9 protein-coding genes, 1 tRNA gene and 1 pseudogene are annotated in these 16,013 nt (G+C 36.5%); 9 read left to right on the top strand and 2 right to left on the bottom strand.

Annotated features, from left to right (window positions below):
* Window positions 1-105: 105 nt before the first annotated feature.
* From AYT27_RS03860 to mazG, 8 genes are all read left to right on the top strand, one after another.
* The gene (locus AYT27_RS03860) at window positions 106-4,668 is read left to right on the top strand and encodes a rhoptry family protein (protein WP_011180650.1); all 4,563 of its coding nucleotides are present in this window, start codon (window positions 106-108) and stop codon (window positions 4,666-4,668) included.
* A gap of 921 nt (window positions 4,669-5,589) precedes the next feature.
* The gene (locus AYT27_RS03855; RefSeq protein WP_011180649.1) at window positions 5,590-7,914 is read left to right on the top strand and encodes an NADP-dependent malic enzyme; all 2,325 of its coding nucleotides are present in this window, start codon (window positions 5,590-5,592) and stop codon (window positions 7,912-7,914) included.
* 166 nt (window positions 7,915-8,080) lie between these two features.
* Complete coding sequence (locus tag AYT27_RS03850; RefSeq protein WP_011180648.1) at window positions 8,081-8,365, top strand: acyl carrier protein; 285 nt, start codon at window positions 8,081-8,083, stop codon at window positions 8,363-8,365.
* An 11-nt stretch (window positions 8,366-8,376) separates the two neighbouring features.
* Window positions 8,377-9,552, top strand: a complete 1,176-nt coding sequence (locus AYT27_RS03845) for a beta-ketoacyl-ACP synthase (RefSeq protein WP_011180647.1) — start codon at window positions 8,377-8,379, stop codon at window positions 9,550-9,552.
* Between the two features lie 13 nt (window positions 9,553-9,565).
* Entirely contained in the window at window positions 9,566-10,840 is a 1,275-nt protein-coding gene (locus AYT27_RS03840; RefSeq protein WP_011180646.1) for a beta-ketoacyl-ACP synthase, read from the top strand.
* A gap of 67 nt (window positions 10,841-10,907) precedes the next feature.
* Window positions 10,908-11,936 (top strand): zinc-binding dehydrogenase, encoded by a 1,029-nt coding sequence (locus tag AYT27_RS03835; protein ID WP_011180645.1) that lies wholly within the window; start codon window positions 10,908-10,910, stop codon window positions 11,934-11,936.
* A gap of 6 nt (window positions 11,937-11,942) precedes the next feature.
* Window positions 11,943-12,872, top strand: coding sequence for a lipid A biosynthesis lauroyl acyltransferase (locus tag AYT27_RS03830; RefSeq protein WP_011180644.1), 930 nt, complete (start codon window positions 11,943-11,945; stop codon window positions 12,870-12,872).
* 32 nt (window positions 12,873-12,904) lie between these two features.
* The gene (gene mazG / locus AYT27_RS03825; protein ID WP_011180643.1) at window positions 12,905-13,726 is read left to right on the top strand and encodes a nucleoside triphosphate pyrophosphohydrolase; all 822 of its coding nucleotides are present in this window, start codon (window positions 12,905-12,907) and stop codon (window positions 13,724-13,726) included.
* 50 nt (window positions 13,727-13,776) lie between these two features.
* Here mazG and AYT27_RS03820 read toward each other — a convergent pair whose 3' ends face one another.
* Window positions 13,777-14,154, bottom strand: coding sequence for an iron-sulfur cluster assembly accessory protein (locus AYT27_RS03820; RefSeq protein ID WP_011180642.1), 378 nt, complete (start codon window positions 14,152-14,154; stop codon window positions 13,777-13,779).
* Window positions 14,155-14,764: 610 nt separating this feature from the next.
* Between AYT27_RS03820 and AYT27_RS03815 the strand changes: the two genes are divergently transcribed.
* A tRNA-Pro gene (locus AYT27_RS03815) sits at window positions 14,765-14,841 on the top strand.
* Window positions 14,842-15,291: 450 nt separating this feature from the next.
* Here AYT27_RS03815 and AYT27_RS03810 read toward each other — a convergent pair.
* A pseudogene (locus tag AYT27_RS03810) lies at window positions 15,292-15,564 on the bottom strand (DNA adenine methylase); the annotation flags it as partial.
* Between the last annotated feature and the right edge of the window lie 449 nt (window positions 15,565-16,013).

Below are 16,013 nucleotides of genomic sequence, written 5' to 3'. Positions count from 1 at the left end.
AATTTTGCCCTGAACATATTCCTTTCTAAATAATTAACGGCTAGTATGCTGAAATATTATGAGGAGGACATATCCCTTTTCCATCTGTAAGAGTACGAGGCGAGTATGGCACGCAGAACAAAATTACAAACATTTGAAGTTGAAGTTGAAGAAGCTCTCACAAAAGCTATGAACTTTAACTTTGATGACACTGCAATTGAAATGATATCCTCCAATAATTCTGAAAATGTTGTTAATGTAGATGATTTGATTCAAAAGATTGCAATAGCAGAAGAAGAAACTCTCGCTGAAAATGGTACTTCGATTCTTGCTTCGAATATTCACGATAATGCTGTTGTTGATGAATCCGTTGTTGAACAACTTTTTGCCCCAAAACCAACGCGTGAACTTTCAGGTGGAACTGTTCATAACACAGTATTGTCTACAAAACTTCTTCCTGCTAATGATGATATAACAACCCCTTTAAATTTTGAATTATTAAAGCAGAATTCTGTCTCTCGAATCTATTGGTGTACGACGGCGCTCAGTGCACTATGGGCAGCAGGAGGTGCTTTTATTGCTCATAGGTTAGCTCCTTTTGAACTAAGTTCCTTATCAAATATTACGACTTTTTTTACATCGCCAACTGGATTAGCTGTAGCAGCGGGAACAACAATTCCTATTCTTATGTCTTGGGGATTTGCTCAATTAACAAAACGCTCAAATGAATTGCACAATATTGCCGTTCTTATGACAAATGCTGCACAGCGCCTCAGTGAACCACAACATATCTCTGAAAAACAAGCTGTCGCTATAGGACAAACCATTCGTGAAGAAGTAGCAGCAATGAACGAGGGAATTGAACGTACCCTTGAACGCGCTGTTGAGCTTGAAGCTATTATCCAAGGTGAAGTTTATCATCTAGAACAAGCCTATGCTGAAAATGAATCGCGCATTCATACATTAATTAAAGAATTGAGTAATGAACGCATAGCCATTTTGAATCATGCGGACCGTGTACAATCAACAATTAAAGGAACACAGGAACAACTCAGTGATGAATTTGGCTTGGCTACCTCCAACATTGTCAGGAATGTTGAAAAGCTTGCACAAACTCTTTCGCAGACTTTACAAAAACAGGGTGAAGATCTTGTTGCAAAACTTTCCCATACAGGTGATGGTGTAACAAATCAGCTTATTGAAAAATTTAGTGAAACGACAAAACAGATTCAGCAAAAAAACACGGAATTTTTCCACGAATTGGGAGAAAACTTTGATGATTTCTCAAAACGTTTTGATAATAATGAAAAACAAATAGAGAAAACCTTTAATGAAGCAGCTTCTAAAGCTGAAATGCATATTGCTAAAATTACAACACATATACAAGCAGCAACAGATCAGACTCTATACAATATTGATGAAAAATTTAAAACACTGGATGAAACAATTACTAATCGCAATAAGCAATCTCTCCAGAATTTTGATGAAAAAATCATGCAATTCGATGAGCAAGCAGACAAACTCTCTTCTAAATTTGATAACGTAACTTCAGAAGCAATTGAAACTTTTGAAAACCGTTTAGCAACTGTTGATCTGTCTCTAAAAGAATATAGTGATTCCATTATTGAATCCTTTATTTCTCGCAGTCAAACTCTAGAAGATAATGCAAAAAAGCTTGGTGAATTCTTAGAAACGCATGTCTTAAAAATTAATGAAGGTCTCCAAGAAAGAACAGCTGATATCACCAACGCATTCACAAATGGACATGAAATTATTCTTTCAGCAATCGACAAAAGCAAAGAAAGTCTAAGAGAAGAAATTCAACATGTCGATAGTGCAATTTTTGATATTATACAAGAACGTTCGCAGGATTTTAAATTACAACTTTCTGATCAAAGAGCTTTAATGGCAGATATGCTGGATAACGAAAAGAATAAAATCGCTGATACCTTAAAAAATCAGACTGATATCTTAGCTCAAAATGCTTCAAATATTGAAAAGGTTTTGATTGATAATATTCAAATCGTTGATCAACATGCTGAAAATCATGTTGCCAATATGGTTCAATGCACAGAGAAATTACAAGAAGTCATCGCGCAGAGCTGCAATACAACGAAAGATGCTTTAGAAGCGCAGGCTAGAAATATTGATATACGCGCTGATGCTCTGCGCGACTCTTTGGCTATTAATAGTTTTTCTCTTAATGAAGTTCTTGCAGATCAGGCACGCACGCTTGAACAACGGATGGAAACAATCTATAATCTCATCGCAAAAAGTGATATACACGTTGATGTTGCTTTAAAGAAACAGATAGATCTAGTTGAGAACGCAATTATTGCTAATAATAAGAGCATAACTGAAACTGTGCAAGGCCATATCAAAAATCTTGAAGGCCATACCGAAATTCTAAAGAATACTCTCTCTCAATCCAACGGTAAATTTTTTGAAAACCTTGAAACACAAATGGGTTCGTTCGACGCAAATTTAGAAGTTCGTGCACGTAAGATTTTTGAATGTGCAGCTACACTAGAGGAAAAATTATCCGAAAAAATTGGAGAAGTATGTGAAACTATCCAAACACAAACCTCTGCTTTTGCAGAACGTTCTGATACATTACAAACATCTATCATCCTGAATAATCAACAAAGCCAAGCAATGCAACAGGCATTGGAAACAAGCGTAGATAATATACGCGCCACATTAGAGGATTCTGTTAACACAGTTACAAATAACCTACACGATAAAATTATAAAAGCTTCTGATGTTCTTTCTTCTACGGGTGAACAGATATTTTCGTCTGTTTCCAACGTTGCTGTACAAGCAGAAAATATTCTCTTGGAGTCTGGTAATCGTATTGTATCAAACGTTAAACAAACAGTTTATGATACCAGTGAAAAAGTTCTTTCTGCTCTGTCTGAGCAAACAGCTCATACTATGGAAGCCTTCACAACGGCGAGTTATAATGCACAAACATTGTTAAATGAAACAATCCATACTTCAGCAACAGCGATTGAAGAAGTCCTCAATAAACGCTGCAATATTCTTCATGACTCTATGCAAAACCTTAAAACTAAGCTAGGAGATCAACTTTCTAACGTAAGTAATCATTTGGAAGAAGCAAGCAATCAAACAGCCACTCAAATTTCAGGTCATGTTGGAAAACTCACAGAGTTGACAAATCATTTAAACCAAGCTGCGCAGAATACAACTGATTCAATTAATCATTTAACACAGCATATCAGTGAGCAACTCTCTCTCTCAACACAAGATGCTGAACAAAGAATTTATGCGCAAAATGAATCTTTGGTGAATAGCTTAACACAAACTAACTCTGAAACTCTTCAAACTGTAACTGTTATGAAAGAAGATCTTGTCAAAAATATCTCCTCCATCGTTGCACAATTAAATCAATCAATTTATAATTTCTCTGAAAACAATAATATTTTACTCTCAGCAGTTCAAAATATTGATGGTAAGTTTAGTGAGACTGCGAATAATTTTTTCCGCAAGACTCATCAAGCAGCAGAGCATTTATCAGCTTCTCATCAAGCGCTTAATAGCAGTGTGGAAGTTTTAGAAGGACTTTCACAAAACACATTTGAAAAAATTAGTCATATAACAAGCAGTTTTAGTGAACATGCTAAAACTCTTTCTGAAACAATTCACGTTCTCGAACAGTCTGAAAACTCATTCAATACAACACTTGAAGAAAAACACAACACGCTCTCTGCATTAAGCAATGCTCTTATTTTAAAATCTAATGAAATCAATCAACTAATTGAACATTATGAAAACACTCTCAGTTTGGCATTTAAACGTGCTGACGAAAATACGCGTAATTCCACATATTCATTCCAACAATCACTTAATCATCTTATTAATGAAGCCTCAACACGTTTTTTAGGAGCAACAGAAGATATACGTCGTTCGGCTGATGAAATTCGTTCAGAACTTTCAAAAATTAATAATGATCTTAATGAGAGTGTTCAAAAATTGCCAGAAAAGACAAAAGAAACAACGCAAACAATCCGCCATGCTTTGAATGAACAGATTACAGCATTAAAGGATTTAGTAAGCGTTATACAAAAAAATGATCAAAAGAATGTAAAGGAACAGTTAATACCGACAATTTCGTCATCATCAACGCTTAATAAACCTGATATTGCCTCTCCTGAAGTCATCAAGAAGATAGTGCCACCTAAACCTATTTTGCAACAAGACCAAAGCAAAAAAAGGCAAAATAAATGGGTATCGAATCTTTTAGAAAGAGCTTCGCGTGAAGAGGCCTTGTATGATGAAATGCATAATGATGCTGTTTTTACATCAGTACAAACAAAATCGCGTCCTGTAAGCAGCTCTCTTAACTCATTAGCAGCTGGTATAGTACAGGCCATTAAACACAATGCTATCGTTGAGCTTTGGGATCATTATCGGCATGGACAAGAAAATATTGTGATAGACCACCTTTATACTATGAATGGGAGAGCAATATTTGAAACAATTAAGAAAAAATATATAAGCGATGTGAATTTTAAAAATTCCGTTAATCAGTATATTGTGGATTTTGAAAAACTCTTACGTGATGTATCCCGCAATTCTGGTTCCTCCAATTCAGTTCGAAAATATCTGATATCAGACACTGGAAAAGTCTATACTATGCTTGCTCATGCAAGTGGTCGCATCCAATAGACAACAAAAAAGTGGAAAAGAATTTTTTCCACTTTTTCTTTTTCCGATTATATTCATCGCTCATCTTTATGATAAAATGCGCTGATTAAAAATATATTTACATCAAAGGTTGAATAGAGGGTTGAATTCGGTTTTAAATAGTGTGATCAATTGCCAAACAGCATAGCATTTCATAGGATAAGCACTACTCTCGCCATATTTCTCACGTCAGCTCCCTTTTTTATCTCACATCTCGTATAAAGATTCTGTAAAAATTAACTTCATTTATAAAATGCTCACTCGCAGTTTTTTTCACTAAATCTTTGTTCATTGAAACACACACATATTGCTGACATACCTACAATACAACTCATTTCAACCGTATCAAATTTCGTTTTATGAGCATATTTTATAACATTGAATACAAGCTTCAATCCTAAAGAAATTCCTTTTCCCTCTATTCAATAATAAAAAATAAAACTTCCACTCTTCAGTTTGCAAAGCCTCTTTAAAAAAGATACGAACAGTTTAAGATATTGCAAGTGTTGGTTTCAATTCTTAAAATCACTTATAAAAGTATAAATAAAGCATATATTTAAAGAAAACAGGTTAAATTAATAGAAAACTCTTCTGTTTTTCCTTTTTGCGAGCATTGCAAAAAAAATAACCGCTTGGTAATGTGATTATCAGTAATATTTTACTTGTTTTTTTAATGACTAACTTCTGTGATTTTTTAAGGGGAGAAGACTGATTATGCTGATGTCAATAAAATTGTTAACGAGTGCAAACGAAAAGAATCAGCAAACTAATTTAATGTTCTAGAAGAGTTTGCTCATACCTGTAGATTTTTGTATTCAGAGAAATTAGAATCTATCAGTGTACAAGGCCTTATGGTAGATGGATCCCCATATATAAACATATACTAACCTGGATATCATAAAAATGTCTACAGAACGAAATAATGATTTCAGTTCACAAAAAACTGAACTTGACAGTGCCGCACTTTTTTATCATCAACATCCAAAGCCTGGAAAATTAGAAATCCAAGCTACAACACCTCTTGATAATCAACGTGATTTAGCTCTTGCTTATTCTCCAGGTGTTGCTGCACCATGTCTTGCAATTCATAAAGATCCAAATCTTGCTGCACAATATACTTCTCGTTCTAATTTAGTTGCCGTTATATCAAATGGAACTGCTGTTCTTGGATTAGGAAATATTGGTCCCCTCGCCTCAAAACCGGTTATGGAAGGAAAAGCCGTTTTATTCAAAAAATTTGCGAATATCGATGTTTTTGATATTGAAATTGATGCATCTGATATTGAACAAATGGTAAAAACCGTATCTGCCTTAGAACCTACATTTGGTGGTATAAATCTTGAAGATATTAAGGCTCCTGAATGTTTCGAAATCGAAGAAAAACTTCGCACTAAGATGAATATTCCAGTTTTCCATGATGACCAACATGGAACTGCTATTATTGTTTCTGCAGCGGTATTAAATGCATTAAGTCTTGCAGGAAAAAAAATTGAAAATGTAAAAATAGTTTCTTCAGGCGCGGGGGCAGCAGCTCTCGCTTGTATCAACCTTTTGGTCCGTCTTGGAGCAAAAGTTGAAAATATTTGGCTTAGTGACTTAGAGGGGGTTGTTTATGAAGGTCGCAAGACACTTATGGATCGTTGGAAAATCAGTTATGCACAAAAAACTGATGCACGCACTTTATCTGAAATTATTGATGATGCAGATATCTTTTTAGGTGTTTCAGCAGGTGGCGTTTTAAAACCTGAATATCTGAAAAAAATGGCTCAAAATCCCTTAATTTTGGCCCTTGCTAATCCAACACCAGAAATTATGCCAGAAGAAGCACGTTCTGTGCGACCAGATGCAATGATCTGCACAGGACGCTCTGATTATCCCAATCAAGTAAACAATGTCCTTTGTTTTCCTTATATCTTCCGTGGTGCATTAGATGTTGGTGCAACCGCAATCAATGAAGAAATGAAAATAGCCGCAGTTCATGCAATTGCTGCCCTCGCCCGCGAAGAAACTTCAGATATTGCAGCACGTGCATATTCAAAGAAACCACCTAGTTTTGGTCCAGATTATCTTATTCCCTCTCCCTTCGATCCACGCTTAATACTACGCATTGCTCCTGCCGTGGCTAAAGCAGCAATGGAAACAGAGGTAGCGATTCGGCCAATTGAAGATATGGAAGCTTATCATGATATCCTTAACCGATTCGTATTTCGTTCTGGATTAACAATGAAGCCCGTTTTTGCAGCAGCAAAAACAGCAAAACGTAAACGCGTCATTTATGCCAATGGTGAAGATGAACGCGTTCTTCGAGCAGCGCAAATTGTGCTTGAAGAACAAACAGCAATTCCACTCCTCATCGGCCGTCCTCATGTAGTGGAGACGAGACTAAAACGCTTTGGTTTAAAAATTCGCCCTGGCATAGATTTTGAACTTACAAATCCAGAAGATGATCCACGTTTTCGTGATTATGTTAGCTTATTTCTCCGTTATACAGGAAGACGTGGTGTTTCACCCGAAGTTGCAAAAACAATCGTGAGAACCTCAACAACAGCGATTGCTGCCCTCGCAGTTATGCGTGAAGAAGCTGATGCAATGATTTGCGGTTTAGAAGGACGTTTTGAACGTCACCTTGAATTAATTGAACAAGTTATTGGACTTGATTCAAATACTCGTCATTTTTCTGCTGTGAGTTTGCTTATTTCTCCACGCCGCACCCTTTTTTTAACAGATACTTATGTTAATGAAGATCCTTCTGCAGAAGAAATAGCAGAAATGACAGTACTGGCTGCAAAAGAAATTGAAGCATTTGGTATAACACCCAAAGCAGCATTATTATCACACTCAAACTTTGGCTCCAAAAATACAGAAAGTGCGCGTAAAATGCGCCGTGCAACTGAAATTCTTGCTCAATTATACCCAAATTTAGAAGCCGATGGAGAAATGCACGGAGATGCTGCTCTTTCTAAAGTTTTTCGTGATCGTGTTTTTCCTGATTCACGTCTTAAAGGTGAAGCAAATTTGCTTGTCTTCCCAACACTTGATGCCGCTAATATAACACTCAATCTCGTAAAAAATCTCACCAATGCACTTCATGTAGGACCTATTTTAATCGGAGCCTCACGTCCTGCACACATCTTAACACCTTCAGTAACTTCACGAGGAGTGGTTAATATGACAGCTCTTGCTGTGCTTGCTGCAAATAGAAAAAAATTGCATAATGAAAATAAATAAAGTCACAATAAAACATCAATTTTTTTCAAAACCTTGATGTATGATATTTCATGTCCTATAAACTTATTTTCCATAGTTAAGTCTTTTGTTAAAAACTAAAAGAATTTATACTAAATAATACTTAAATTATCTTCTGAAGCCATCAAACATAATAAGGAATTATACATTGTCCTCTACATTTGATAAAGTTGCTGATATTATCGCAGAAATCAGTGAAGTTGATCGCAATATGATTACATATGAAAGTCATACAATCGATGATTTAGGGATTGATAGTCTTGACTTTCTTGATATTGTTTTTGCCATTGACAAGACTTTTGGAATTAAAATTCCGCTAGAACAATGGACACAAGAAGTTAATGAAGGTACAGTTGCAACTGAAGAATACTTTGTTCTTAAAAATCTTTGCGCAAAAATTGATGAACTCGTTGCTTTAAAACAAGAGAATTAATTTCTTTTATCATGCATGATCAAACAGTATTCATCACTGGTATAGGATTGATAACCTCTTTGGGTGAAGGGGTTGAGCATCATTGGGATATATTGAATAACACAACCCTTACACCAAATCTTGATTGTACAACTTTCTCCCCCTACACTATCCATAAATTGCCCGAAATCAACTGGGGTTTGCAAATTCCAAAACGAAGCGATCAACGGCAAATGGGAACGTGGCAACGTCTTGGGACTTATGCAGCGGGCCTTGCTCTTGATGATGCAGGTATAAAGAATAATGAACAATTAACGTCAACAATGGATATGATTGTTGCAGCAGGTGGAGGAGAACGTGACATTGATGTTGACACACAAATTCTTTCCAAAGCACGTATAGGAGCTGATCATGCTTCTATGTTAAATTCAATCCTTTCAACTGAACTTCGTCCAACTCTGTTTTTAGCACAACTTTCAAATCTTTTAGCTGGAAATATTTCAATTGTTCATAAAGTAACCGGATCTTCTCGTACCTTCATGGGAGAAGAAGGGTGTGGGCTTTCTGCATTTCAAATTGCTGTAGCTCGTATTCGATCAGGACAAAGTACACATGTATTGGTAGGAAGCTCTTATAATGCACAAGGCTATGATATGCTGTTAGCGCATGAACTTGGAGGTCTCTTATCACGCAGTGGATGGTCGCCAGTATGGGATCGTAAAAATTGCCTTGGTGGTGGTATTATAACGGGTTCTGGTGGTATCTTTCTAGTCCTTGAAAATGGGAAACATGCGAAAAAACGTAATGCACGTGCTTATGCTGAAATTAGCCAGATCATCACGGATCAAACAGACAGAACAAATATTCCACTTGAAAAATCCATTGCAACACTGTTGAAAACAGTAGGAGCTAAAAATTCTTTAGTCATTTCAGCGGCTTCAGGATTTCATGAAGTGACCAAAGCAGAACAAAATGCTCTTGAGGCTAATGATATGTTTTACCGCGGTATCACAACATTATTTGGTTATATGCGGGAAGCACAATTTCCTTTAGCTCTCGCACTTGCTGCACTTTCTATTGAAAAAAAACGCTGTTTTCCAGCATTCAGTGCTCATGAAAAACCTTTTCCTAAAGAAATACGTGAAGCATTTGTTACAACCATTGGTATCAAAAGAGCTGAAGGTATAGCACAGCTAACTGCTGTATAAGGGGATTTCTACAATGCAATATAACGATCATTTTGGACGTCCAATTGTAGCAATAACTGGAGCAGGAATTGTAACATCACTGGGGAAAGGTAAACACGAAAATTGGCAAAAATTAACAAGTGGTGTTAGCGGTATCCATAAAATAACGCGCTTTCCTGTTGATGAATTAAAAACACGTATTGCTGGAACAGTCGATTTTCTTAAAGAAAGCACGTATGGTGCTTCTGCTCTTTCTGAAAAACTTGCTAATCTTGCAGCAGAGGAAGCTTTAGAGCAAGCAGATCTTGGTAAAACGAATTTTAATGGACCACTCTTTTTAGCAGCTCCTCCTGTTGAGCTTGAATGGAAAGCGCGTCTTACTCTTGATCAAGAAGGAGAATTAAATAGTGCGCCTTCCTATGTGCATCTTCTTGAAATCTGCAGCCATAAACTCCACGAGACGCTGTTTGAAACCACACAATTTGGTGCAATTGCAGAAAATCTTCAGAAAAAATTTGGCACAAAAGGACTTCCTATTACACTTTCCACTGCTTGTGCATCTGGTGCAACAGCCATTCAATTAGGTGTTGAAGCTATTCGACGGGGAGAAACAAATCGTGCACTCACAATTGCTACAGATGGTTCAGTTTCAGCAGAATCCCTTATACGCTTTTCATTATTATCTGCTCTTTCAACCCAAAATGATCCTGCAGAAAAAGCAGCAAAACCCTTTAGCCGTGACCGAGATGGTTTTGTTATGGCAGAAGGATCAGGTGCTCTTGTTCTTGAATCCCTCAAAAGCGCACTAGATCGTAATGCGATAATTTTAGGAATTTTAGCTGGCTGTGGAGAAACAGCAGATGATTTTCACCGTACGCGTTCAAAACCTGATGCATCTCCAGCAATTGAAGCCGTTCGCAAAGCTTTAGAGGATGCGAATATAACCATCAATGAAATTGATTATATTAATGCACATGGCACCTCAACACCCGAAAATGAAAAGATGGAGTATCTCGCATTATCAACAGTCTTCGGTGATAGACTAGAACATATTCCTGTTTCTTCTAATAAATCAATGATTGGCCACACATTAACTGCTGCCGGTGCAATAGAGGCTGTTTTTTCGCTTTTAACGATTCAATCGGGAATACTTCCTCCTACAATCAATTATGATGATCCTGATCCTGCTATCCCTTTAGATGTTGTTCCTAACCATAGCCGTAAGGCCTGTGTCAATGCGGTTTTGTCCAACTCATTTGGATTCGGCGGTCAAAATATGAGTCTTGTTATCACAGCCTATAAAGGATAATCCTTTTAATACTGATCAAATTTTGTCATACTTAATCTAAAAGTCATATATTTGAGGGGGAATAATAATGCGTGCACTGCAACTATTCAATGAACGCCAACTTGAAATCACCACTATTGCCCCACCACCACCACCTAACCCCGATGAAGTAACAGTACGTATAAAAGCTGTTGCTCTTAATCATCTTGATGTATGGGGCTGGCGTGGTATGGCCTTTGCTAAAAGAAAAATGCCCCTTGTCATTGGCGCAGAAGCTTCCGGTGAAGTTACTCAGCTGGGAAGTAACGTTAAAAATTTACAACTTGGACAAATTGTCTCAATTTATGGTGCACAAACCTGCGGAATATGCCAAGCTTGCCGTGAAGGACGTGATAATCTTTGCAATGATGTAAAGGGCGTCTACGGTTTTCATCTTGACGGTTTTGCCCGCGAACTTGTTAATTTGCCAGTACGTCTATTGGTCTCCGCCCCTGCAAAATGTGATGAACTGCAAGCAGCTGTTGCTCCAATCACTTTTGGTACTGTAGAACATATGCTTTTCGATAATGCAAAACTACAAACAGGCGAAACAATCCTGATACAGGCAGGTGGTTCCGGTATTGGCTCAGCAGCCATTCAACTCGCAAAACAAAAAGGGTGTACAGTTATCACGACTGTCGGTTCAGATGAAAAAATTGCAAAAGCACAATCTCTTGGTGCGGATCATGTTATTAATTACCGTAAAGATCGTTTTGAAGGTGTTGTGCGCAAATTAACCAAAAAAAAAGGTGTCGATGTTGTTTTTGAACACGTAGGTGCAGAGACATGGAGCGGTTCTCTGTTGTGTATGAAACCAGGAGCACGCTTGGTAACTTGTGGTTCTACCTCTGGTATTTCAACATCATTCAATCTCATGCAATTGTTTCAGCAACAACTTAAGATATTCGGTTCATTTGGCTGCCGTATAGAAAATATGCAAAACGCCATGCAGAAAATGGCACAAGGCGTTGTACACCCTGTCATTGATACAATTGTTCAATTTAATGAAATTGATACAGCTTTAAAGCGAATGGAAAGTCGTGACGTTTTTGGTAAAATTATTCTTAAAATCGATTAAATTATGATGAAATTCTATATTAAAAATTTTGTATATCATATTAAAATTATAGCAAAAAAATCATTTCACTTTTTATGGGGATATCTGCTCATTAGTTCTTTACTTATTTTAAAATATTTTCCTGCCAACATTGGATTTGTTTTTTTTTCCTGGTTAGCAAAAACATTTGGTCCCCTTGTAAACCGTCATCAAATAGCTCTTGCAAATCTTAGAGCAGCCTATCCAGAAAAAACAGAAGAAGAGCTCCGTGCAATTGCAGTAGAAATGTGGGAGAATATAGGACAGTTTTTGGCTGAATATATTTTTCTTGATAAAATTTTTGATTTTGATCCTCATGCGGATCAGCCAGGTCTTATTGAAGTTAAAGGTGCAGAAATATTTGAGCGATTAAAAAATGAAAAAAAACCGCATATTTTTTTCACAGCGCATACCGGAAATTTCGAACTTCTTCCTATATGCGCACAAAGTTTTGGTCTGAATGTTACAGTGTTATTTAGACCACCAAATAATCCCTATATTGCAAAACGAGTCCTTAAAGCCAGACAAACTTCCATGGGACACCTTGTTCCCTCCAAGGCTGGTGCTGCTTGGGCATTAGCAGCCAAATTAGCAGAGGGAGAGAATGTTGGCATGCTTGTTGATCAAAAATTTCGCCGAGGTGTTTGGGGAACATTTTTCAACAGACCACTTAAAACGAACCCCTTAATTATAAAACTTGCTCGCCAATATGATTGTGATATCTATCCAGCACGCTGTATCCGTCTAGCTGGAAGGCGACATCGTTTAGAGTTGTATGAACGTGTAAAACTTCCACTTGATGAAAAAAATGAAATTGATATAGCTGCTTCCACGCAGAAATTAAACGATATTGTTGAAAGTTGGGTACGTGAATATCCAGGGCAATGGACTTGGTTACACAGACGTTGGGATAGTTGACTATATCCATAACATTTATAGGAGAGATATAAGTGTTTGCGTCAAAAGATATCAATGATCTTATCGCAATTGTTGCAGGATTACGAAATCGTGAGAGCGGCTGTATCTGGAATATAAAACAAACATTTGAATCCCTCATACCTTATATGCTTGAAGAAGTTTACGAAGTTATTGATGCTATTGAACGGAAAAACCGAACAGATCTTTGTGACGAACTCGGTGATCTTCTTTTACAGGTCGTCTATCATGCTACAATTGCTCAAGAAGAAGGTAGCTTTACTTTTGAAGATGTTGTTTACGCGATTACCTCAAAAATGATTCGTCGCCATCCTCACGTTTTTGGCAATGCAGAACAGAAAAAACGCGGTTTTATAGAAGATGAATGGGAGCGAATCAAAAAAACAGAACGGGCTGAACAAAATAAGTGCTACGAGGCAGTAAATTTACCAACTAATTCCACAACAAGTATTCTTGAAAAAATAAAAAAGCTTCAACCAGCACACCAAGAAGCACTTGCTTTACAAAAAGCAGCGGCTACAGTGGGATTTAATTGGCATGAAAGCCATAAATTTTTTGCAAAAATTGAAGAAGAAATTAATGAACTCAAAGATGCAATAAAAAATGACAAAACATCAGATATAGAAGCAGAATTCGGTGATCTTTATTTTTCTCTGCTGAATCTCGCGCTTCACTTGAATATTGATTCACAAAAAGCATTAAAAAAAACAAATACAAAATTTCGAAATCGTTTTACCTATATTGAAGAAAGCCTATACACACAATCTAAAACACTAGCTAATACATCCTTGAAAGAAATGGAATCTCTTTGGAATAAGGCTAAGAATAAAAAGTAAGAAAAATATTAGATTTTATCAATCTAAAAAAGCTCCCCACCTCACTCAGTTCAACTAGCTTGGTACGTTTCATTTAGTTGAGTTTGCGAAGCGGGACGAAGTTCTACCGATTCACCACATCCACATGCTGAAACTTGATTAGGATTTTTAAATACAAAACCGGAACGAAGTGTTGTCACTTCATAATCTACCTGCGTTCCTAATAAAAATAAGACTGCATCATGTGCTATAAAAACACGGGCACCATTAAATTCAACAACATCTGCATCCAAAATTTCTTCTTTGACAAGAGTAATGGTATATTCCATCCCTGCGCAGCCGCCTTTTTTGATACCAATAAGAATACCCCGCGCATCTTTTGTATTCATAATCTCTTTAACACGATCCACTGCGGCTTCTGTCAAATTTACTACCGAAAAACGACTCATCGTTTACTCTTTTCTTGTTAAATAAAGACTTTAATATTTTATCTATGACATTTTATTTATCTGGTATATACTAAACAATAAGACATAAATTGAAATGTTTTGATCTTTTCTCATCGCGATAAAAATCTCATATCCAACAATTTCCTATTTTTGATTTTGCAATCTAGAGTTTCTATTTTTGCTGTTTCTGCTGTTTATATGAAATATCCCTTCTCCAAAAGTAAAAAACAGAGCAAAAGCCCTTCAACACCATGCATCCTTTATGATATTTGTATAAACATTCACCCTTTTGTCAAATTCTCGATGAGTAAATAGAAATATGAAACGAATATTATTTTTCTCTCGTATTTATCAGGTTTACCCCCCCAAATACATGGCATTTAGAAACACAAAAATCTTATCTCACTTTAAATATGTACTTATAATCAACAACAATCAAGAGTTTGACAATTTAATTATTTCTCCTAGAATAGTAAGGGAACCTCAAAGTTCAGAATTTCACTTTTATTGGAATAAGCTCTTTTTAAAATGGGAAAGATACTTTAGGTTTTGTTCTTCTTATTTTTCTCTTGCCTTTAAAGAAACAGTCGTTTAGTCGTTTTTCACGGTTCGGAGCGTAGCGCAGCCTGGTAGCGCACTTGACTGGGGGTCAAGGGGTCGTGGGTTCGAATCCCGCCGCTCCGACCATTTTCTTCCCCCAAATATATTAAGTTTAGCTGTAGTGTAGCTTGTCAGCAGATTTTGTATATTTTGACACCAGGTTTATTTTTTTTTAATGATTTTTAAGGGGTTCTCAAAGGGTCTTCAAAGCTAGTTTTCTGGGCTTTCACAAACTTTTTAAAAATCTTTAAAGGATTTTTAAAGACCTTTCAAAGTTTTCTGTCATCTTTATCATTGAGCCGCACTTTTTTCCGATTTTCGCTCTTTTTTGCAATTTCAGGTGTCAAAATCCAATTTGAAAAAATTCGCATTTAATGATAGAAATTATACATAAAAACAATAAATTATCACGTATTCCTATCTAACCCCACCTCTTCCCACTTATTACAAAACCTATTGTACAACTACACTCAAAGGGTCTTCACAAACCTTTCAAAGGTCATTTAAAGTTCCTTTAATAAATCTTTTTATCTTCTCTTAAAAGTCGCAATTGGTAATGATCAGTTCCTTTGCCGGAATCACGTTATTTGATGAATTATAAGAAGAAGTTGTTCTCACCTCTTTTCGGGTAAACTGGCTGAAAATTTTTCGTATCTCTGGCACATCATTGAAAGAAAGAAGAAACTTCCCCTTTAATTGCGCAAGCAGCGCAAATATCGTCTGGTAATCTTCCTGCTTAAACAAGTCCTTTCCATAGTAATCCTCAACACCAAAATAAGGGGGATCAAGATAAAACAAAGTATTTGGACGGACTTTTCTTTATTTGCAAAAACCGCAACCCTGTAAATTTTATGCTGTATATGACTAAAAGTTTTTTTAATATATCAATTAGTTTTCAATAATTTTTGAGCTTTCTACTGATTTTATCTATGAGAAATTTATAGTTGATAACAATCTTGGGGGCCGCACCACCAGAAATCCACGCTTTCACGTGTAGTTTGATATTGAAGTCGACATTCTCAGGTATGTCATGGTATTGACCTCCATTGAACGTTTCATATTCTCTCTTAACATCCTGATATTCATAAAGGTTATGAAAATACTAAACTATCCCTACCCCCATGAAGCAGCCTCACCGCCGTTGCAACAAAATTTTTTGCACTAGTTGTTTACGGTTTATTAAGAATAGATATTTTAGTATCGCTACATTAATCCATAATTTTACCTATGGGATTTTTCCCTAGATTTAACCGTACAGA

This window comes from Bartonella henselae str. Houston-1, assembly GCF_000046705.1.
Taxonomy (GTDB): domain Bacteria; phylum Pseudomonadota; class Alphaproteobacteria; order Rhizobiales; family Rhizobiaceae; genus Bartonella; species Bartonella henselae.
The sequence above is the reverse complement of the archived record's forward strand: the minus strand, read 5'-3'. Positions and strand labels throughout refer to the sequence as shown.